Here is a 20,008-nt window from a genome sequence, read left to right as displayed (position 1 = left end):
GCTCCTAGCGTGGAGGCATGACCACGCCAGTCCGCACGGGCACCTCCAGGGGAGTCGCCGCCAACACCGGACGCACGCCGCACATCCCGCAGGCGCCGCTCGCCGGACACCCGCCGCACGCGTCGACGGCCCCACGCACAACGCACGCGCCGGTCGCCGCGTACGCGGTGCCGCGCACGCCGGCCGCCGCGCGCACACCGTACGGTGCACGCGTTCCGTACGTCCCGTACCCGTCGTTCACGTCGTTCGTGAAGGCCCGTGGGCCTGTGCTGCTGCGCGCGGCCCGCTCGCTCACCGCGAATCCCAGCGATGCCGAGGACCTGCTGCAGACCGCTCTCACCAAAACGTACGTCGCCTGGGAGCGGATCGAGGACCACCGGGCTCTCGACGGCTATGTCCGCCGGGCGCTGCTGAACACCCGGACCTCGCAGTGGCGCAAGCGCAAGGTCGACGAGTTCGCCTGCGACGAGGTGCCCGAGCAGGAAACGGTTCCGGGGCCCGACCCCGCGGAGCGGCAGTCGCTGCACGACGCCATGTGGCGGGCCGTGCTGAGACTCCCCGACCGGCAGCGCGCGATGGTCGTCCTGCGCTATTACGAGGACCTCAGCGAGGCGCAGACGGCCGAGGTGCTGGGAGTGTCCATCGGCACGGTCAAGAGTGCCGTGTCCCGGGCGCTCGGCAAGCTGCGCCAGGACCCGGAGCTGGCACCGGTCAGGTGAGGCGTCGCCCCGGGGCCAGGAAGCGAGACGTCGGCCGAGGCGCCGGCGTCGGCCGGGGGACACGGCTGAGGAGGGACGCGTCGGGGCTGGTCATGGACATGGTCACGTACGCGGGGAAGGAAGGTTCGGTCATTGCGCACGGGGGGTGTGATTTTGCCGGACGACGCCGATCCGTACGTCCGGGAGTAGTGACATACCGCTCGGTATGTGCGCAGAATCAGCGGAACCTTACTGCCGCGTAGCGCCTACCGGGAGGACGCCGTGCTCAGCACCATGCAGGACGTACCGCTGACTGTCACCCGCATCCTGAGCCATGGGATGACCATTCACGGGAAGTCGCAGGTCACGACCTGGACTGGAGAGCCCGAGCCGCAGCGGCGCAGTTTCGCCGAGATCGGCCGGCGGGCCACCCAGCTCGCCCACGCCCTGCGGGACGAGCTCGGTATCGACGGGGACCAGCGCGTCGCCACGCTGATGTGGAACAACGCCGAGCACGTGGAGGCCTACCTCGCCATCCCGTCCATGGGCGCCGTGCTCCACACCCTCAACCTCCGGCTCCCCGCCGAACAGCTGGTCTGGATCGTCAAGCACGCCGACGACAAGGTCCTCATCGTCAACGGCTCCGTGCTGCCGCTCCTCGCGCCGCTGCTCCCCCAGCTGACGTCGCTGGAACACGTGGTCGTCTCGGGACCCGGTGACCGTTCCGTCCTCGACGGCGCCGTGCCCCGGGTACACGACTACGAGGAGCTGCTCGCCGGCCGGGCCACCAGCTACGACTGGCCCGAGCTGGACGAACGCCAGGCCGCCGCCATGTGCTACACCTCAGGCACCACCGGGGACCCGAAGGGCGTCGTCTACTCCCACCGTTCGATCTACCTGCACTCCATGCAGGTCAACATGTCCGAGTCGATGGGCCTGACCGACAAGGACACCACCCTGGTGGTCGTCCCCCAGTTCCATGTCAACGCCTGGGGTCTGCCGCACGCGACGTTCATGTCCGGCGTCAACATGCTGATGCCGGACCGCTTCCTTCAGCCCGCCCCGCTCGCTGACATGATCGAGCGGGAGAGGCCGACCCATGCCGCCGCCGTTCCCACCATCTGGCAGGGGCTGCTGGCCGAGGTCACCGCGAATCCGCGCGACCTCACCTCCATGGCGCGCGTCACCATCGGCGGCGCCGCCTGCCCGCCCTCCCTCATGGCGGCGTACGACAAGCTCGGTGTCCGCCTCTGTCACGCCTGGGGCATGACGGAGACCTCGCCGCTCGGCACCATGGCCAACCCGCCCGCCGGACTGACCGAGGAGCAGGAGTGGCCCTACCGCATCACCCAGGGCCGCTTCCCGGCCGGTGTCGAGGCACGGCTGGTCGGACCCGGCGGCGAGCACCTGCCGTGGGACGGCGAGTCGGCCGGTGAGCTGGAGGTGCGCGGCTCCTGGATCGCCGGTGCGTACTACGGCGGTGCGGACGGCGAGGCGCTGCGGCCCGAGGACAAGTTCAGCGAGGACGGCTGGCTGAAGACCGGCGACGTCGGGGTGATCAGCGACGACGGCTTCCTCACGCTCACCGACCGCGCCAAGGACGTCATCAAGTCCGGCGGAGAGTGGATTTCGAGCGTCGGGCTCGAGAACGCGTTGATGGCGCACCCGGATGTGGCCGAGGCGGCGGTCGTGGCCGTCCCGGACGACAGGTGGGGCGAGCGTCCGCTGGCGACCGTGGTCCTCAAGGAGGGCGCGAGCGCCGACTACCCGTCGCTGAGGGCCTTTCTCGCGGAGCAGGGCATCGCCAAGTGGCAGCTGCCCGAGCGTTGGTCGGTCATCGCGTCCGTACCGAAGACCAGCGTCGGGAAGTTCGACAAGAAGGTGATCCGCAAGCAGTACGCGGAGGGCGAGCTGGACATCACCCAGCTCTGATCCGGACGGCCGGGACCGGGGCCGGGGCCAGGGCCAGTACGAGGACGAGGGCGGTACGGGATCTCTCCCGCACCGCCCTCGTCTCGCTGCTGCTACCGCCGCTGCCGCCGTCCGCGGTCAGTTCGTGCCGATCTTCGCGAGCAGGTCGACGATGCGTGCCTGTACCTCGTCGCTCGTCGAACGTTCGGCGAGGAAGAGCACGGTCTCGCCCGAACTCAGCTTCGGCAGGTCCGACTGGCTCATGTCGGCCGAGGTGTAGACGACCAGCGGGGTGCGGTTCAGCTGACCGTTGGCGCGCAGCCAGTCGACGATTCCGGCCCGGCGGCGGCGTACCTGCATCAGGTCCATCACCACCAGGTTCGGCCGCATCCGGGTCGCGAGCGAGACCGCCTCGCTGTCGGTCGCGGCACAGGCGACCTGCATGCCGCGGCGCTCCAGCGTCTGTGTCAGCGCGTACGCGATGTCCTCGTGCTCGTCGATCAGGAGGACCCGCGGCGGGTGCTGTTCGCTGTCGCGCGGGGCGAGTGCCTTCAGCAGCACGGCCGGGTCGGCACCGTACGCGGCGTCCCGCGAGGCCTGCCCCAGACCGGCCGTCACCAGCACGGGCACCTCGGCCGCCACCGCCGCCTGGCGCAGTGACTGAAGGGCCTTACGGGTAATGGGACCGGTCAGCGGGTCGACGAAGAGCGCGGCGGGGAACGCCGCGATCTGTGCGTCGACCTCCTCGCGCGAGTGAACGATCACCGGCCGGTAGCCGCGGTCGCTCAGCGCCTGCTGGGTGGAGACGTCGGGCGCCGGCCAGACGAGCAGCCGGCGCGGGTTGTCCAGCGGCTCCGGGGGCAGCTCGTCGTCCACAGGCTGCGGGGAGGGGCGGTTGGCGACCTCGACCGCGCCACCGGGGCCGTCGAGCGGCTCCGGTCCCTCGGCGGCGCCCTCGTCGGGTGCCCCGATCGCGTACGCGCGTCCTTCGGCCGCCGGAGCGGGGAGCAGCGGGCCTGATCCCGAGCCCTGCGCCGTGCCGCCCGTGCCGCCGGGGCCGGGGCCGCCGGTGCCGCCGACGCCTGCCCCGGACTGCGGGTTCGCCGGCTGCGGTGCTGAGGCAGCCGACGCCGGCAGGGGGGCCTGGTCGGTCAGGTCGGCCGGGTCGGCCGGGTCGCTCTCGGGGGGTGCGGCGAGCTTGCGGCGCCGGCCGGCGCCGCCGAGCGTCTGGTTCTGCTGGTGCGCGATGTGCTGGGCGAACGGCACGCCCTGCCCGAGCGTCCGCACGCTGAACGCGCGTCCGTGCGTCGAGTCCGAAGAACCCTCGGGCATGGGCGCCTCAGCGGGCAGTGGCTGCCGCCGCGCGTCCGGTCCGGGCACGAGGGTCCTCGGACGGGTCTCGTCGGGTCCGGTGGGATCGTCGGGGCCTGCGGAGCCGGAGAGGCCGTCGGGGGTGTCGGTACGGCCGGAGCCGCGGGCGTTGCCGGCCGGGGACGTGCCGGTGGTGTGCGTGGTGCGGCCTGCGCCGGGCCACTCCGCGTCGCCGTCGGGCTGCTCCCCGGGAGACCGGTCTGCCGTAGCCGTAGCCGATCCCTGGCTTTGGCCCCGGACCTGGACCAGGTCCGGTACGCCTTCCGGTTCCCAGCCACCGTTCTGTTCCCAGCCGTTGTCCTGCTCCCACCCACCGTCCAGCGCGGCGGACGGTGCCGGCTGTGCGGACGGGGCAGCGGGTGCGGCCGGGGGAGCCTGTTCGGGCAGAGAGGCGGGAGCCGCCTCGGGCAGCAGCCCCGATGCCTCGGGCAACTGCTGCGGCGGGGCGGCCTGCGCGTCCGCGTGCCGGGCCCGGCGGCGTCCGGTCGGGAGCGGGTGTGCCTGCGGCGGGGTGTGGTCGTCGTCCGGCGGACCGGACACGGCGTCGTGACGCCCCGGCAGCGAGGCGTCGGGCTCGGCGGCGACCGCCGGCATCTGGTCGGCGGCGGCGGGCGGCAGGGCGAAGGGGACCCGAGGGCCCTTCGGCTCGGCCTGAGCGGCCCGGTCCTGTGCGGCGGAGAGCGCGCGCCGGGCCCGTCGCCCGGCCGGCTGCTGCCGCGCGGGCGCGGATTCCGGAGCGGGCGCCGCCGGACGGGCCTGCTGAGCCGGCGCCTCCAGCCGGGCGGCACCGTCGAGATCGGAGAAGGCCGCAGGGCCCTCGGACTCCACGGCGTTCACCGACGGCATGGCGGCCGGAAGGGCCAGCCGGCTCTCCCCGCCCCGGCGCGCCCGGTGGCCGGCGGCCGGTACCGGCGTCGGCGCCTCGTTCGGAACGCCCTGCGGCGGCACGGTCTGCCCCCGCTGCGGTCTGCCCCCGGCCCCCTGAGCGCCCTCGGCCGCCGTCACCACGGACCCCTCGGACGGGGCCGCGGCAGCGGGCAGCGCCAGGGCCTGCCCCGGTCCCTGCTGTCCGTCGGCGGCCTGAGCGCCGGTCTCCGCCGGACTGGGCCGGCCGCGCCTGCGCCCGGACCCCCCGCTCTGCTCGGCGGGATTCAGTTCGTGCGGGTTCGGCCCGTCGTGCTCGACGGCAGCCGCGGACGAGGACGGGTCCACGGGCACGTCAGCAGTTTCGGCCGCTGGCTTGCGCCGGGCCCGCCGCCGGCCGGTCGGTTCGGCCGCCGCGGTGTCCCCGGGAGCCGCCCCGGGCGCACCCGCGCCCTCGGAACCGCCCACCGGGCTCTCCAGGAAGGCATCCGTGGAGGCCCTGCGCGCCCGGCGCCGCCCCCCGCCGCCCTCATGACCACCCGCGGCCCCCGCAACCGCCTCAACGTGAGGTGCCTGAGGGTCCTGAGGCGCCTGAGGGACTTCCAGAGCCTCCGGAGCCATCGCAGCTCCCTGAGCCATCGGAGCCCCCGGAACCTCCAGGCCTCCCGCAGGAACCTCCAGACCCCCAGCGGGAACATCCAGCCCCCCCGCGCTCTCCGGACCTCCAGGGCCGCCCAGACCTCCCACGCTCTCCGGGACGTCCGGGGCCATGGGAGGCATCGCTGTTCCCGAGCCCGCGCCCAGCGGTACTTCGAGCACGTACGCGCTGCCGCTCATGCCCGGCATCTCGTGTGTCTGGAGCACGCCGCCGTGCGCCCGCACGATCCCGCGCACGATCGGCTCGTGCACCGGGTCACCCCCGGCGAACGGTCCGCGCACCTCGATCCGTACGACCTCACCGCGCTGTGCCGCGGCGACGACGACCGTCGAGTCGACGTAGCCACCGCCCGGCATCAGCCGTGCCTTGCCGGTCGAGTCGACGCCGGCGACGTCCGCGACGAGGTGCGCGAGCGCGGTCACCAGCCGTCCCGCGTCGACCTCGGCCTCGATCGGCGGCGCGTGCACCGCGAACTGGGCGCGGCCTGGACCGATCAGCTCGACGGCGGCGTCGATACCAGCCGTCACGACTCCGTCGAGCAGCACGTTCGTCTTGACGAGTGCTTCGGAGCCGCCGTCCAGGCGCTGGTAGCTCAGTACGTTGTCGACGAGCGTCGTCATCCGCGCGTAGCCCGCGGCCAGGTGGTGCAGGATCTGGTTGGCCTCGGGCCACAGCTGGCCCGCGGGGTCGGCGGCGAGCGTGGACAGCTCGCCGCGCAGCTCCTCCAGCGGTCCGCGCAGCGACTCGCCGAGCACGGCGGTCAGCTGGGTGTGCCGGGCGGACAGGTCTGCCAGCCGCCCGGCCTGCTCCTCCAACCGGTCGGTCTGCTCCTCCAGCGCGGAGGTGTGCCGCTCGGTCCGGTCGGCCAGCTCGGCGGCGTGCTGTCCGGTCAGGGCGGCCAGCTCGGCGGTGTGCTTCGCGGTCAGCTCGGTGACCGCGGCGGTGTGGCTCTCGGTCAGTTCGGTGACCGCGGCGGTGTGGCTCTCGGTCAGTTCGGTGATCTCGGCCGCGCGCTGCTCGTCGAGTTCCTCGTACGGCCTGCGGTCGGTGAACGTCATCACCGCACCGACCAGCTGGTCGCCGTCCCGCACGGGTGCCGTGGTCAGGTCGACCGGCACCTGCGCGCCGCTCTTGGACCACAGGACCTGCCCGCGCACCCGGTGCTTGCGCCCCGACTTCAGGGTGTCGGCCAGCGGCGATTCCTCGTACGGGAACGGCTCGCCCTCGGCCCGCGAGTGCAGGATCAGCGGGTGCAGCTCCTGGCCGCCCAGGTCGGTGGCGCGGAAGCCGAGGATCTGGGCGGCGGCGGGGTTGACCAGGACGACCCGGCCGTCCGTGTCCGTGCCGACGACGCCCTCGGACGCGGCCCGCAGGATCATCTCGGTCTGGCGCTGCGAGCGGGCCAGCTCGGCTTCGGTGTCGACGGTGCCCGACAGGTCGCGCACGACGAGCATCAGCAGCTCGTCACCCGTATAGGTGCCGCTGTAACTCGCCTGGACGTCGTTGTACGCGGCCTGCCCGTCCTCCAGGCTGGCGCTCGTCACCTCGACGGGGTACTCGTTGCCGTCGGTCCGCCGCGCGGTCATCCGCGTGGGCTTGGTACGGCCCCGCTCGTCCGCAGCCTCCGGCCTCCGCATCGACCCCGGGATCAGCTTGGAGTCGAACTCCGGCAGCAGATCGAGCAGTCCGCGTCCGACGAGCGCGGTGCCCGGCGTCTCGAACATTTCGAGGGCGATGGTGTTGGCGTTGACGACCGTACCGTTGCAGTTGACGAGCAGAAGCCCGTCCGGAAGGGCGTCGAGTATGGCTGCGAGGCGAGCAGCGCCTCGGGATGGCCTGCTGCTCACGACGACGCTTCCTCCCTGATTACTGCACCTTGCCGACAGCGGCCCCATCTTGCCCCTCGGGCCTCAGGCTGTCACTGGAGGAGTCTAAAGGCAGGGGAGGGGCAAGGGGCGGCGGATGAGGGGGAGCTCTCACCAAGGTTCTGTGCATACGGTGTACGACCCTGGCCCATTACGCGCCCCGCGCGCCGCCCCGTGACCTGCGGAGCCCCTGCTCAGCGGACGTTCGGGAGCACCGGACGCAGGCTGTTCCAGCGCCCGATCTCGCACCCGTTGGACCGGTCGAACGAAGCATCGATGCTTCGCCCCCGCCAGCTACCGGTGACCCGGGCGGTGGCCGGTCCGCCGTACTGCTGCGTGCACATCGCGTCCCGGGAGACCGGGGTGAACGGGTCCGTGCTCTCGCCGGGCAGCTGCGCGAGCCGGTCGCAGGCCTGCCGCGCCGCCGGGTGGCTGCCGCCCGCCGGCTCGCACTCCAGCTCGTAGCTCCCGTCCGCCGCCGGGTCCCCCGACCCCGAGACGACCACCGTCAGATGCGTCCGGCCGTCCTCGCCCTGGAGCACGGGCAGCGGCAGCAACTGCAGCGGCAGGGGACCGGCCGAAGCCGTCGCGGCCGGGGCGGCGGCGGAGAGCGCGGCGAGGGACACGACAGCGGTGAGGGCGAGGCGACGCAGCATGCGGGCTCCAGTGGTCGTGCACGTCGGCGGCAGTGGCCGGCGACGGAGGGGAACGGCGGGGGCGGCGCCCCCGGCATGACTAACGCTCCGAACGCCACGGCGTTGCGCAACCGCAGGCGCTTTGCCCTCGCGGCCGACTGCCTAGTACCGTAGGCGGCGATTGGTGACACGGCGTGCAGCTGTGTCATCATCTGCACGCACCACCCGCGCTTGCGCGGGGTGTGCTGGAGGCGTCGCCTAGTCCGGTCTATGGCGCCGCACTGCTAATGCGGTTTGGGTCTTAAAGCCCATCGAGGGTTCAAATCCCTCCGCCTCCGCGTGATCACCGAAGCCCCGTGCCACTGGCCGGGGCTTCGGTCGTATCCGGGCCCGGCCCGCCCTGGACCACTGCGCGCTCGTCCTGGACCGGCCCGGGACGGGCCTGGATCCGGACGGCGCCGAACGGGTGTTTTCACAGCTCAGCAGGGGTGCGGCTAATGGATTTCGCGTGACGCCGCAGGTCATGTAATGTTGTTCTCGCAACGCAGACGGGGCAGAAAAGCCCAGGACGCCAAGCACTCGTAGCTTAACGGATAGAGCATCTGACTACGGATCAGAAGGTTGCAGGTTCGAATCCTGCCGAGTGCACAGCAGGCCGGAGGCCCCCAGGAGAAATCCTGGGGGCCTCTCGCGTTGCCCGTACAGCAGCGAAGTACAGCAACCGTGTCAGCCGGTACCGCCCATCGCGTCGGAGAGCCGACCGATCGCGTCCCGTACCGCCTCCTCGCTCGCTTCGGCGTAGACCTCCATCGTCATGGCGATCTGCGAGTGGCGAAGGATCCGCTGAGCGATCTTCGGATGCACCTTGAGAGCCACCAGCAGCGACTGCAGGTATGCCGGGTGTTCCGTGGGCCAGGTAGGGGCGGAGCGCGGCGGCCGAAGGCTCTCAGGGGCGAGTCAGCGACGAACGCATCGCAGCCATGAGCTTCTGGCGCGCCTCCCGGAAGTCGCGCCGTGTTTGCGCGCACTCAGGGTCATCACGCAAATGTCCGGCGACCACCGTGTCCCGGTAGAGGAGCAATTGGTAGGCGGCGTCCCTGGCGGACTGGGCCACCCCTTGGGTAGCCAGCAGCTCCAGTTGGTACTGCTTCGCATGTACGCCGTGGGCCAGGGTGCTGGCACGAGCGAGCTCAGCCCGCTCATCCAGGGGCAGGTGCCCCGATCTGCTGGCATCGCTTATTGCATCGCGTGCCTCAGTCAGGGCTTCCAAGAACTGGGCGGACACCGTGCGCATGGTCTCTCTGTCGCGCTCGCCCATGTCCCGTCGCCAACGCACGCGGTCTGTAGTGAGCGTGCTGCCCACCCCAATAATCGCACCCACCACGGTGGCAACTAATGCTGTCCATTCCATGGCCTGGAGACTATGAGCCCCCCTGTCCGGCGGCCAGGGGCCCATGGCTGGGAAGACTGGGGAATCGGGCTCGTGCCACCACCGCGCCAGAGCCGGCGGAACGCGCATCGATCAGCAGTTGCGATCGGTCCGGGGTGCACTGGCTGGTCACGACAGCCCAGTAGCTCAGTCGCAATGTCTCGATGCCCCTCCGCAGCGGTGCTGCAGGGACTGGCCGTCACGGATCAGAAGGTTGCAGGTTCGAATCCTGCCGAGTGCGCAGAAGGCCAAAGGCCCGTTGGACATCAGCGGATGACATCAACGCACCAGGGCGATGCTCTGGGGCGAAGGTGATTGCGGTGTCCAGCAGCCTCTGACGAACGAGACGGTCCGAGAGGCAGAGCGTGTGCCGGGTTTGACGCTGCCTTCGCCCCTGCTTGACCTTCTGCGAGTTCAGGAAGGAGACATCGTGGCTGCCGATCACGATGCGTTCCCCACTGGCCCGCTGACCTCGTGGAGCGAAGGCGCGCCCCATTCGACCACCTGGTGGGCATCGGGCGAAGCGACGGATGACCTCGTTGCTCGATACTCCGTACTTGGTCCAGGAGTGGAGCATGCCAGCACTACTTGTGTTGCTGTCCGGCGATGGGCACTGCTGGATCGGACTCGGCTACAGCACTTGCGGGCGGGATGGCGAGCCGTCTTCCCAGGTGTGCTGCTCGGTGTGGTCGGCGAACAGACAGCAGGCCTCACCGTCGGAACGCGGGGCGACCACTGGACAGTCAGGCAGTACGACCAGGCTCACCTCGATCCTCTCCCGCCAGCGGAGCCACAGCGCGATCCCGTACTCGACGAGGTCGCCGAGGAGGCCGTAGTGCTCATCGCCGCTGTGCGTGGACAGCTGGCATTGCACTGCCCTGTCGACGCACTCGGCGGCTGACCTCTCCCGCGCTTCCCGTGCCAGGTCCGGGGGCACCCGGCGCCAGTGTGTGCACCGCATCACGACACCAGCCGCAGAGAGCCGACGGAGTTCCGCTCCGCGCAGCGACGGCATGCGCAAGGCGGGAAGCTGCCAGGGTTGTCCGGGAGGACCGGATCATCCCCCACGCGTACCTCGGTGAGAGACCCCCACGTTCGGCCGGAGTCGCGCGAGACCCGCAGTGTCATTCGTACGTCGTCCTGTCCGTTCGCCATGGTCAGGAGCATCGCGATCTGCGGGCTCGCCCGGAAAGGCCAGGCGGAATACCCAACCTGGGTAACATCACCCTCGGTTGGTAAAGAGTGACGATCTGTAGTTCTCATGCTGGAGCGTGCCGATGTCCGAGCCACCCCACTCGAAGGAACTCCCGGTCAGGCTGCTCACGGACCCGGTGATGATCGAGGCATGCCGAGCCAGAGACTTCGGCCGCATCTTTCGGCTGGTCAAAGCGCGAGCGGGCATCTACCCGTCGATGATCGCGCGACGTTGCGACCTCACTCCCAGCCGCGTCGGCGAGGTGATCTCGGGGCGGCGGCAGCTGCTGCACATGGACGTGATCGAGCGGATCTCTGACGGACTGCGCATCCCCGGCCACATGCTCGGTCTGGCCCGGCGCTCGTGGGAGACGCCGCGGAACTTGACCGTCACCCCACGAGAACCCTCGGAGCAACCGGTCTCCGTCGACGTGCAGTTGGCCGAGGGTCTGCCCGGGGCGGACGTGGACAGCATCCTCGCCCTGGCGGCCGAGAGACACCTCAGCCCGTCGATGCTGGACGCCTTGCACTCGTCGATCACGGACTACTGGCGGCGGGACGACGAACACGGCGGCGAGATCTTACGGCCGGCGGTCGTCGGCCAGCTCCGCTACGTCGTCGGTCTCCTTGGGGGGGAGCGCCCCGCGCCCATGCGGAACGGCCTGCACGGCATTGCGGCCGAGCTGGCCCGGCTCACCGGTTGGACGTACTTCGATGCCCGCCAGTTCAACCAGGCACGCGCCTACTTCACCGAATCCTTGGGGCTGGCCAGGGCCATCGACGATCGCCAGTTCATGGCCAACGTCCTCGCCTGCATGAGCCTCCAGGCCACCTACGAGGACAAGCCCGGGGATGCCCTCGCTCTCGTCGCCGCAGCGCAGGACCAGACCCGAGCCGCCGTAGAGACGACACCGCGCGTGCTGGCCATGCTCGCGATGCGTGAAGCCTTCGCCCACGCCACCCTGAGGAATCACGGTGCGACCCACACCGCGATCTCGGAAGCCCACACCCACTTCGGCCGGATCAGTACCGGCGATCCGGACCCGGCCTGGGTCGTCTACTTCGACGAGCCCAAACTGATCGTGGACACAGGCATCGCGCACGGCCGCCTGGGCGAAGCCGCCCTTGCCGAACCCCTCATCGCGGACGCTCTCCGCCGAGAGCATCAGGCGAACCACCGAGGCCGCGCTTTCCACGCATTCTGGCTCGCCCGCACCCAACTGCAGCGCGGCAAGCTCGACGAGGCGTGCCACACGGCGATGGATGCCCTGGTCCCGGCGGCTGCCGTCAGTTCGCAGCGAGTCGCCGGCCACCTCCGTGAGTTCTACGAGCAGCTGGAGCCCTTCCGCCAGGAACCGGCCGCAGTGGAGTTCGAGTCCCGGCTCCGGGAAATACTGCCCGGCCAGGTCAGCGGATCGCCTCGTCCATGAGCACGTAGAGCAGCCCGACCAGGGATCCGCTGCTGACGATCTCGCGCCGGTCGATCATGCCCCGGACGTCGGCCAGCGGGATCCATTCGATCCGGTCCGACTCGTTCTTCTCGGTCGGCGGTCCTTCGTAGGTCGCTCCATCGGACCGGAAGACGTGGTGCTGGGAGTCGGTGATGCCGTTGGCCGGCTCGGCGTAGATAAGGGATTTGATCGGGCCGGGCCGCCAGCCGGTCTCCTCCAGCACCTCACGGGCAGCGGCTTCAGCCGGCGTCTCGTTCTCCTCGACCAACCCCATGGGCAGTTCCCACGCCCAAGCGTTCGTGATGAAGCGGTGCCGCCACATCATCAGGACCTCGCGCCGCTCGTTGACGACGGCTGCCACGGCCAAGTGCCGGAGCTTGACGACGTGGTGCTCCCAGCGGTTCCCATCGGGCGTTTCGACGTCGGTGAGCCACAGGTTCACCCAGCTGTTCTCGTAGATCGGACGTTCCCCGTGGATCTTCCACTGCATCGCTGCGGCCCCTCTCGATCGGCCTCCAGCATCTCAGAGCAAGTAGGGAGGCAGGTCGTGTTCAGGGCATCACGGCATCGTGGAAACGCAGTTGTGACGCCCGTGTGCAGGGCTGTGCCGCAGAAGGCGCAGTGCACAGCCCGCTGCTGCTGGGCAGTCAGTCCCTCATGACCGGCGGCAGCGTGACGAGTCGCCTGTCGGGCAGGGGGCCCGTGGTGGAAGGATGGCGTGTGGTCGGTCTCCTGGTGATTTCAGGGTTCTGACTGGCCCCGGCCCTGCGGAGGTGCGAACTCCGGTCCGGGGCCGTTCTGTTGCTACGGGACCGTTGGTCGGCCTCGCGAGAACGAAGTTAAACCCTGGGCTTGAATTTCGTCAACCCTGGGGTTTACAGTCGTGCTGGCCGCGCCGCAGGAGGGAGCGCGGGTATGGCGAATGACCGTGAGCAGACCGAGGAGGTGAAACGTTTGATGGAAGCCATTGCGGCATTCAGGGACATCGAGGACGACGAGGCTTGTGCCTTGGCCGTCTCGCGGGTGTTGGAGGACTGGCCCAGCTATCAGACGAATCTCCGACAACTACGGCAGCAGCGTGTCAACGCCCTGAAGGCACAAGGTAGGACGTGGAAGGAAATAGGCCAGCTCCTTGGTGGCGTTTCTGCAGCCCGCGCCCAGCAGATCGGCAAGGGGCTGAGCGGAGCGCAACGTCGCAGGGCCGACCGCGAAGCGCAAGGGCCTGCCGCCGAATAGCAGAACGGCCGAGCGGTGTAGAGACCGCCCGGCCGTAGTGACCAGCGGGTCATCACCCCGCCGATCCGAAATCCACCCATGTGAAGAGAAGGATTCGCGTTCGATCGTAGGGCCAGTAACCGCGTGGTGACCACTCCCGCGCCCTGAGCCGTCCGCGACGGCCCCCTTCTCCGCGACCCCCGCGGTCCCACCGGCCGCCCCTCACCCCACGGACTGTGATGCGCCACCCCACCGGCGCGGCCTCGTGCTGCGCTTCTCCGTCATGCCCGGATCCGGCATGGACCCCCGTTCCCCGCGTGCTCCAGGAGGTCGACGCGACAGCCTCCCGGTGCGCCCGGCCGCGTGCGTGGCTGCGAGCGGTGGTGTGGCTCGTAGAGGCGGGTCTGCATCGCCGGGCAGGGGCGACGACGCTGGCCGTCGCGCGCGATCTGGCCGGGCGGATGGACTACCGGCTCGGTTTCGTGCTGTACGACCTGGAGGGCACCGCCGCCCGGTGCGGGGTGTCGGTGGCGACGGTGAAGCGGCACGTCCGGGTCTTACGGGAGCTGGGTGCGCTGGTGTGGCAGCGGCACGGGACGAAGCGGAATCTGCGTCTGCCCGGCCGCCGGTACGCGGGCACCGCGACGATCTATGCCGCGACGATCCCGGCCGTGTACGACTCGGCGATGGGTCACCGCCTGGAGGGCGCCGGATACGGGGCGAGGGTGAGCGGCGTGACGGACGCGGGCCGGACTCGCGCGGTGGAGCGCGCGCGGGTGAAGCCCCGGCCTGTCCGTCCTGTGGATAACTCGCCTTTGCGGAGACGCGGTTCAGGCGGGCGTGCACCCCATTCTTCCGGGCCCCACCACGACGTACGCAAGGCTGATGTGAGTGGGAGGTTGAACTACACCTCGCGCAGGCGCGCGACATCCGGCCGTGTGCCGCCGCGCTCCCCGTTGCAGGTCGCCCGGGACATCGCCGTCGCCCGGCAGGTGCGCCCCCTCGTCGCCTGGACGCAGCACGAGGGGCTGCGCCGCCTCGCGTACGCGCTGCGCCCGCTCATCGACCGCGGCCTCGGTGCCCGCGACATCGCTGCCGAGCTTTACGCGATGGCCATGGGCTGGCGCCCGGCCCGTCCGGCGGCCCGCATCACCGCGGCCCTGGCAGTCGACCGAGTGCCCGTGGGGCATGAGGGTACGAACGCGCCCGAGGCGTTCAGCCGTGCCGTGACCGACGTGCGGGAGGCGTCGGCCGAGTCGGCCGGGAGCGTGGTGCCGGTGGGGGCCGACGGCGCGTCGTACGGAATCGAAGGGCTGACGCGTACCGAGGTTCTCCAGTTACGCTCGGCCGCCGCGACGGACCCGGGGCTGGTGCTCGCCGCCCTGGAGAACCTCGGCGAGCGGGACACCCGCCGTCTGTACACGAACCGGCTCGTGGACGAGGTGCTGCTGTACGAGTTCACCGGGGTGCGCCGTGGTCGTACCGGCGCCCGGCACGACCCTGCTCTGACGTGACCGGTGTGGGGGCGAGCGGATCCGCTCTGCTCAAGCGGTACCGGGCACAGAAGCGGTGAGCCTCCGTGCCCGGCATCGGCATGGGCCCGGCTCGCCGCGGGTCAGGCCTCGGCGTTGGCCGCCGCAGCCTCCTGGGGATGCTGCCCGGCCCGGACGACGCGGCGGCGGCGGGACGGGATGCCGAAGGTCGGGTTGGCGACGTTCCATGCCGCTCCCTTGCAGACCAGCTCCTTGTAGACGGCGGCGAGCCGTCCTGTCAGGGCCGCCCGGACCGAGCGGTCGTCGGCGGTGACGTACTGGATCAGGCCCTCCTTGCGGCCCAGTGAGATGCACTGGTTGAAGTAGCGGAGCGGCGTGTTCGGGAGCTTGCCGCCGGTCAGGCGTGCCGCGATGGCGTCGGCGGCCCGCCAGGCGGCGGGGGCGCCCGAGGCACAGGACATCCGCAGGGGTTTGTCGCCGGGGCCCATCGCCATCGCCGCGTCGCCGACGGCGTACACGTCCGGGTGCGAGACCGAGCGCATGGTTGCGTCGACCACGATCTGGCCCGTGCCGCTGACCTCCAGGGCGGTGGCCCGCGCGATCGGGTGGACCGCGAAGCCGGTGGTCCAGACGGTGACCGCGGCCGGGACGGACGTGCCGTCGGCGGTGGTGACGTGGTCGGTCTCGACGCCGGTGACGGCGGTGCTCTCGTGCACCGTGATGCCGAGCTGGTCGAAGACGTGGCGCAGGTGCCGGCGGCCCTTGGGCGAGAGCCAGTCGCCCAGTCCGCCCCGGGCGGCGAGGGCCACGTCGAGGTCCGGGCGGGACTCGGCGATCTCGGTCGCGGCCTCCAGCCCGGTGAGTCCGCCGCCGACGACGACCACGGACCGGCCGGCTTCCAGACGGGCCAGCCGCTCGCGCAGCCGGAGTGCTCCGGGGCGGCCGGCGATCTCGTGGGCGTGCTCGGCGGTGCCGGGGACACCCTGGGTGTTCCAGCTGCTGCCGAGGGCGTACACGAGGCTGTCGTACGTCAGCTCCTGCTCCTGCTCCAGCTCCTGTTCCTGGGCGCTGTTCGCTTCCACGACGCTGACCGTCCTGCGGTCGACGTCGATGCCGGTGACCTCCGCGAGCCTCAGCTCGACCCCGGTCCCCGCGAACATCTTGCTGAGCGGCCGGGGCCTGAGGCCCTGGCCGACCGCCAGCTGGTGCATCCGGACCCGCTCGACGAAGTCGGGCTCGGCGTTGACGAGGGTGATCGCGACGTCTTCGCGGCGCAGGCGCTTGGCGAGGCGTCCGGCGGCGGTGGCTCCGGCGTATCCGGCTCCGAGAACGATGATTCGATGCTGCATTTCCCTGCTCCTGTCTGGCGCGGGTTCGCCCCTTGAACCGGGCGGCCCGCCGTTTTCTGACAGGAGCAGGGTGTGATGTGCATCACACATGGAGCTAGAAGGCGTTGAACAGGGGTTCTCCGTGGCCGTCGGCGGCCGCCCAGTGCTGGGTCGCGCGTTCGAGCTTGTCGGGGTTGACCTGGTTGAGGATCGCGGCGATGCCCTCGGTGGTGATCTCCAGGCACATGATCCCGATGACCCGGCCCTCGAAGACCGCCACGATGGCCGGGGCGCCGTTGGCGGTCGTGACGTAGACCCCGGGTGAGCCGCCGACCAGGGCGCGCTTGGCCTTGCCGGGTTTGAACAGGCCTCGCATGAACGTCGCGACCGCGAGGGCGCCCTCGAACGCCTTGGCACGGGCCGGGACCTTTCCGCCGCCGTCGCCGATGGAGACCGCGTCCTCGGTGAGCAGCCGTACGAGCGGTTCGGTCCGGCCGCTGGTGGCGGCCGTGAGGAACTCCTCGACGATCCGCCGGGTGGCGGCCTCGTCGACCTCCGTGCGGGGCTTGCCTTCCGCGATGTGCTTCTTGGCGCGGTGGAAGATCTGCTGGCCGGCGGACTCGGTGATGTCGAGGATCTCGGCGATCTCCCGGTGCGAATGGCCGAACGCCTCGCGCAGCACGTACACCGCCCGCTCGTTGGGCGAGAGGCGTTCCATGAGGGTGAGCACCGCGTACGACACCGACTCGCGCTGTTCGGCGGTCTCGGCCGGGCCGAGCATCGAGTCCCCGGCGAGCAGCGGTTCGGGCAGCCACTGGCCCACATAGGTCTCGCGCCGGGCGCGGGCCGATGTCAGCTGGTTGAGGCAGATGTTGGTGAGGACCTTCGTCAGCCAGGCCTCGGGGACCTCGATCCGGTCGACGTCGGCGGCCTGCCAGCGCAGGAACGTGTCCTGCACGGTGTCCTCGGCCTCGCTCGCCGAGCCGAGGAGACGGTAGGCGATGGCCTCCAGGCGGGGCCTGGAGGCCTCGAACCGGTCCACGTCCTGCACGGTCAGGTCCATGGCCGGAATCCTAGTCACGTCCGTTGCGCGTCCTCCAGGTCCCCCGCGCCCGTTGTCAGTGTCCGGTCGTACGGTTCACGTATGGAATGGCAGTGCACCGGGCTTCGGTGGCCCGAGGAACGGGGCGGTCCCGTGCTCGGGTGGCGGAAGGGGCGCGAGGTCCGGGGGAGCGCGCTGGCGTACGGGGCCGGGTTCGGGTTCCGCGCCGAGGGGGTGCGGGGCTGCGCCGGGGCCCGGGGGAACGCGTGTCCGGTGGGGGCCGTGGTGGCGGCGCGGAGCACCGGGGGCCGGTGTCCGGAGTGCGGGCGGCTGGACCGGGCCCATTCGGTGGCGGCCGACACGATTCCCGACGACCCGCGTACCTACCGCGTGTACCTGGCCTGGTTCGGGCCCGAGATGGTGAAGGTGGGGATCACGGCCGAGGCGCGCGGGGCGGCCCGGCTGCGGGAGCAGGGGGCGGTGGTCTTCAGCTGGCTGGGGCGGGGTCCGTTGATGGCGGCACGGCGGGCGGAGGAGTTGCTCCGGGCCGCGCTCGGGGTGCCGGACCGGATTCCGTACGCGCGAAAGCGGGTGGTGCGGGCGGAGCTCCCGGGGGCGGCCGAGCGGGCCGGTGAGGTGGGCGAGCTGTACGGGCGTGCCGTGGCGCTCGACGGGGGCGGCTGGCCCGAGGCGCTGGAGCGGCTGCCGTTCGAGGCCGTCGACCACGCGGGGATCTTCGGGCTCGGTGAGGCCGGTGAGGCCGGTGAGGCCGGTGAGGTCGGTGAGGCCGGTGAGGTCGGTGGGGGCAGTGGGAGTGGTGGGGTGGTGCGGGCGGTGACCGGGCTGGTGGGCGGGGGTGCGGTCGCGGGGCGGCTGGTCGCGGCGGCCGGGCCCGATCTGCATCTGGAGACCGGTGCGGACGGCATCGTCGTGGTGGACACCCGGCTGATGACCGGCTGGGCGCTGGCGGCGGCCGGCCCGGAGGCCGGGGTGAGCGTGCCGACCGTCGGCGTCGGGGGCGGCGTGTCGCAGGACGGGCTGTTCTGAGATCGTCGGACGGACGGGGCCAAGCGAAGAGCGGGCCGGCGGGCCGGCGGGCGATCGGATCATCGGAGAAGAGGGTGCCGGATGAGTGAGGGTCTTGCGGGCCGCGACGACGTGGTGCGGTTCTGGGAGCGGCTCGGGCTGCCGGGGCTCATCGACGTCCACACGCACTTCATGCCGGAGCAGGTGCTGCGCAAGGTCTGGGCCTACTTCGACTCCGCCGGTCCGCTCACCGGGATGGAGTGGCCGATCGCCTACCGGCACGACGAGGACGAACGGCTCGCGCTGCTCCGTTCGTTCGGCGTCCGCCGGTTCACCTCGATGCTCTACCCGCACAAGGCGGGCATGGCGGCCTGGCTGAACGGCTGGGCGGCCGGGTTCGCCGGCCGGGTGCCCGACTGTCTGCACACCGCCACCCTCTTCCCGGAGGAGGGCGTGGAGCGGTACGTGGCGGAGGCGGTCGGGGGCGGGGCGCGGGTCTTCAAGTCGCACCTCCAGGTCGGGGCGTACGACCCGAACGATCCGCTGCTGGAACCCGTGTGGGGGCTGCTCGCCGAGGCCGGGGTCCCGGTCGTGATGCACTGCGGGTCCGGGCCGGCCCCCGGGAAGCACACCGGGCCGGAACCGATCGGCCGGCTGCTCGCCCGGCATCCCCGGCTGCGGCTGGTCGTGGCCCACATGGGGATGCCGGAGTACGCGGAGTTCCTGGCGCTCGCGGAGGCGTACCCGCAGGTGCGGCTCGACACGACGATGGCGTTCACCGACTTCACGGAGGGCTTCACCCCCTTCCCGACGGCGGAGCGGGGGCGGCTCGCGGCGCTCGGGGACCGGATCCTGCTGGGGACGGACTTCCCGAACATCCCGTACCCGTACGCCCATCAGCTGCACGCCCTGGAGCGGCTGGAGCTCGGGGACGACTGGCTGCGGGCGGTCTGCCACGACAACGCGAAGGCGTTGTTCGACTGTTGAGAGGGGCCGGTACCGCTGAGCCGGGCCGGTACCGCCTTTCTCAGGGAATTCACAGAATCGGGAAAGAACTCTCTCAGGGGCGTCTCACAGGGTGGGGGCATGATGACGACGACCTCGCCCCAGGGGCGCACCGAACTGCTCAGGCCGGACCGCAGCCCCGTCCGGGTCCTGGTCGTGGACGACGAGGCCCCGCTGGCCGAGCTGCTCTCCATGGCGCTGCGCTACGAGGGCTGGGAGGTGCGCAGCGCAGGGGACGGTGCCGGTGCCGTCCGTACCGCCCGTGACTTCCGGCCCGACGCGGTGGTCCTCGATGTGATGCTGCCCGACATGGACGGGCTCGCCGTCCTCGGCAGGCTGCGCCGGGAACTCTCCGACGTACCGGTGCTGTTCCTGACCGCGCGGGACTCCGTCGAGGACCGGATCGCCGGGCTCACCGCGGGCGGCGACGACTACGTCACGAAGCCGTTCAGCCTGGAGGAGGTCGTGGCCCGGCTGCGCGGGCTGATCAGGCGGTCGGGCACGGCGACGGTGCGCAGCGAGTCGACGCTCGCCGTGGGCGACCTGATGCTGGACGAGGACAGTCACGAGGTGAGCCGGGGCGGTGCCGGCATCCACCTCACCGCGACCGAGTTCGAGCTGCTGCGCTTCCTGATGCGCAATCCGCGCCGGGTGCTGAGCAAGGCGCAGATCCTGGACCGGGTCTGGAACTACGACTTCGGCGGCCAGGCCAATGTCGTCGAGCTGTACATCTCGTACCTGCGCAAGAAGATCGACGCCGGCCGGACGCCGATGATCCACACCCGGCGCGGGGCGGGATATCTCATCAAGCCCGGTGAGTAAC

15 protein-coding genes, 2 tRNA genes and 1 pseudogene are annotated in these 20,008 nt (G+C 71.1%); 10 read left to right on the top strand and 8 right to left on the bottom strand.

What is annotated here, in order from left to right; genetic code table 11:
• Window positions 1-167: 167 nt before the first annotated feature.
• Both AB0I52_RS01830 and AB0I52_RS01825 read left to right on the top strand, forming a co-directional pair.
• Window positions 168-719, top strand: coding sequence for a SigE family RNA polymerase sigma factor (locus AB0I52_RS01830; RefSeq protein WP_363068303.1), 552 nt, complete (start codon window positions 168-170; stop codon window positions 717-719).
• Window positions 720-980: 261 nt separating this feature from the next.
• Complete coding sequence (locus AB0I52_RS01825) at window positions 981-2,630, top strand: long-chain fatty acid--CoA ligase (RefSeq protein WP_363067938.1); 1,650 nt, start codon at window positions 981-983, stop codon at window positions 2,628-2,630.
• A gap of 117 nt (window positions 2,631-2,747) precedes the next feature.
• Here the strand turns inward: AB0I52_RS01825 and AB0I52_RS01820 are convergent, their stop codons facing one another.
• Together AB0I52_RS01820 and AB0I52_RS01815 are read right to left on the bottom strand one after the other, a co-directional pair.
• Complete coding sequence (locus tag AB0I52_RS01820) at window positions 2,748-7,349, bottom strand: PAS domain-containing protein (protein ID WP_363067937.1); 4,602 nt, start codon at window positions 7,347-7,349, stop codon at window positions 2,748-2,750.
• A gap of 212 nt (window positions 7,350-7,561) precedes the next feature.
• Window positions 7,562-8,023 carry an SSI family serine proteinase inhibitor gene (locus AB0I52_RS01815; protein ID WP_363067936.1) on the bottom strand — a complete coding sequence of 154 codons (462 nt, stop codon included), beginning with the start codon at window positions 8,021-8,023 and terminating at the stop codon, window positions 7,562-7,564.
• 226 nt (window positions 8,024-8,249) lie between these two features.
• Here AB0I52_RS01815 and AB0I52_RS01810 point away from each other — a divergent pair.
• A tRNA-Ser gene (locus AB0I52_RS01810) sits at window positions 8,250-8,340 on the top strand.
• Window positions 8,341-8,577: 237 nt separating this feature from the next.
• Window positions 8,578-8,650 (top strand) — tRNA-Arg (locus AB0I52_RS01805).
• 78 nt (window positions 8,651-8,728) lie between these two features.
• On the opposite strand, the pseudogene AB0I52_RS01800 reads toward AB0I52_RS01805, so the two are convergent.
• The 3 genes and pseudogenes from AB0I52_RS01800 to AB0I52_RS01790 all read right to left on the bottom strand — a co-directional run.
• A pseudogene (locus AB0I52_RS01800) lies at window positions 8,729-8,910 on the bottom strand (site-specific integrase); the annotation flags it as partial.
• A 38-nt stretch (window positions 8,911-8,948) separates the two neighbouring features.
• Window positions 8,949-9,413, bottom strand: coding sequence for a hypothetical protein (locus AB0I52_RS01795; RefSeq protein WP_363067935.1), 465 nt, complete (start codon window positions 9,411-9,413; stop codon window positions 8,949-8,951).
• Window positions 9,414-10,062: 649 nt separating this feature from the next.
• On the bottom strand, window positions 10,063-10,305 hold the full coding sequence (locus AB0I52_RS01790) for a hypothetical protein (RefSeq protein WP_363067933.1): 243 nt from the start codon (window positions 10,303-10,305) through the stop codon (window positions 10,063-10,065).
• Between the two features lie 403 nt (window positions 10,306-10,708).
• Here AB0I52_RS01790 and AB0I52_RS01785 point away from each other — a divergent pair, with 403 nt between their 5' ends.
• The gene (locus tag AB0I52_RS01785; protein ID WP_363067932.1) at window positions 10,709-12,055 is read left to right on the top strand and encodes a hypothetical protein; all 1,347 of its coding nucleotides are present in this window, start codon (window positions 10,709-10,711) and stop codon (window positions 12,053-12,055) included.
• Here the strand turns inward: AB0I52_RS01785 and AB0I52_RS01780 are convergent.
• Window positions 12,033-12,566 carry an NUDIX hydrolase gene (locus tag AB0I52_RS01780; protein WP_363067930.1) on the bottom strand — a complete coding sequence of 178 codons (534 nt, stop codon included), beginning with the start codon at window positions 12,564-12,566 and terminating at the stop codon, window positions 12,033-12,035. The two genes, AB0I52_RS01785 and AB0I52_RS01780, sit on opposite strands and share 23 nt — an antisense overlap.
• 425 nt (window positions 12,567-12,991) lie before the next feature.
• Here AB0I52_RS01780 and AB0I52_RS01775 point away from each other — a divergent pair, with 425 nt between their 5' ends.
• Together AB0I52_RS01775 and AB0I52_RS01770 are read left to right on the top strand one after the other, a co-directional pair.
• Window positions 12,992-13,312: a hypothetical protein gene (locus AB0I52_RS01775; RefSeq protein ID WP_363067929.1), complete on the top strand. Its 321-nt coding sequence runs from the start codon at window positions 12,992-12,994 to the stop codon at window positions 13,310-13,312.
• 296 nt (window positions 13,313-13,608) lie between these two features.
• On the top strand, window positions 13,609-14,805 hold the full coding sequence (locus AB0I52_RS01770; protein WP_363067928.1) for a cell wall protein: 1,197 nt from the start codon (window positions 13,609-13,611) through the stop codon (window positions 14,803-14,805).
• A 101-nt stretch (window positions 14,806-14,906) separates the two neighbouring features.
• Here the strand turns inward: AB0I52_RS01770 and AB0I52_RS01765 are convergent, their stop codons facing one another.
• Entirely contained in the window at window positions 14,907-16,133 is a 1,227-nt protein-coding gene (locus AB0I52_RS01765) for an FAD-dependent oxidoreductase (protein WP_363067927.1), read from the bottom strand.
• A 94-nt stretch (window positions 16,134-16,227) separates the two neighbouring features.
• Window positions 16,228-17,175: an RNA polymerase sigma-70 factor gene (locus AB0I52_RS01760; RefSeq protein ID WP_363067926.1), complete on the bottom strand. Its 948-nt coding sequence runs from the start codon at window positions 17,173-17,175 to the stop codon at window positions 16,228-16,230.
• Window positions 17,176-17,256: 81 nt separating this feature from the next.
• On the opposite strand from AB0I52_RS01760, the gene AB0I52_RS01755 reads away from it, so the two are divergent.
• The 3 genes from AB0I52_RS01755 (at window position 17,257) to AB0I52_RS01745 (ending at window position 20,007) form a co-directional block, all read left to right on the top strand.
• Window positions 17,257-18,201: a DUF2797 domain-containing protein gene (locus AB0I52_RS01755; RefSeq protein ID WP_363067925.1), complete on the top strand. Its 945-nt coding sequence runs from the start codon at window positions 17,257-17,259 to the stop codon at window positions 18,199-18,201.
• Window positions 18,202-18,282: 81 nt separating this feature from the next.
• A complete protein-coding gene (locus AB0I52_RS01750; protein ID WP_363067923.1) occupies window positions 18,283-19,167 on the top strand; it encodes an amidohydrolase family protein in 885 nt (294 codons plus the stop codon).
• 99 nt (window positions 19,168-19,266) lie between these two features.
• On the top strand, window positions 19,267-20,007 hold the full coding sequence (locus AB0I52_RS01745) for a response regulator transcription factor (protein ID WP_363067922.1): 741 nt from the start codon (window positions 19,267-19,269) through the stop codon (window positions 20,005-20,007).
• The last annotated feature ends 1 nt before the right edge of the window (window position 20,008 follow it).

Source organism: Streptomyces sp. NPDC050423, assembly GCF_040655445.1.
Classification (GTDB): domain Bacteria; phylum Actinomycetota; class Actinomycetes; order Streptomycetales; family Streptomycetaceae; genus Streptomyces.
Note: the sequence above shows the minus strand (reverse complement) of the source record. Positions and strands in the feature narration are given on the sequence as shown.

Excerpts from the sequence above, each read along its gene's own strand:
- AB0I52_RS01785 (WP_363067932.1), top strand. The coding sequence starts at position 10,709 with ATGTCCGAGCCACCCCACTCGAAGGAACTCCCGGTCAGGCTGCTCACG.
- AB0I52_RS01755 (WP_363067925.1), top strand. The coding sequence starts at position 17,257 with ATGGAATGGCAGTGCACCGGGCTTCGGTGGCCCGAGGAACGGGGCGGT.
- AB0I52_RS01815 (WP_363067936.1), bottom strand. The coding sequence starts at position 8,023 with ATGCTGCGTCGCCTCGCCCTCACCGCTGTCGTGTCCCTCGCCGCGCTC.
- AB0I52_RS01765 (WP_363067927.1), bottom strand. The coding sequence starts at position 16,133 with ATGCAGCATCGAATCATCGTTCTCGGAGCCGGATACGCCGGAGCCACC.
- AB0I52_RS01775 (WP_363067929.1), top strand. The coding sequence starts at position 12,992 with ATGGCGAATGACCGTGAGCAGACCGAGGAGGTGAAACGTTTGATGGAA.
- AB0I52_RS01750 (WP_363067923.1), top strand. The coding sequence starts at position 18,283 with ATGAGTGAGGGTCTTGCGGGCCGCGACGACGTGGTGCGGTTCTGGGAG.
- AB0I52_RS01745 (WP_363067922.1), top strand. The coding sequence starts at position 19,267 with ATGATGACGACGACCTCGCCCCAGGGGCGCACCGAACTGCTCAGGCCG.
- AB0I52_RS01780 (WP_363067930.1), bottom strand. The coding sequence starts at position 12,566 with ATGCAGTGGAAGATCCACGGGGAACGTCCGATCTACGAGAACAGCTGG.
- AB0I52_RS01795 (WP_363067935.1), bottom strand. The coding sequence starts at position 9,413 with ATGGAATGGACAGCATTAGTTGCCACCGTGGTGGGTGCGATTATTGGG.
- AB0I52_RS01760 (WP_363067926.1), bottom strand. The coding sequence starts at position 17,175 with ATGGACCTGACCGTGCAGGACGTGGACCGGTTCGAGGCCTCCAGGCCC.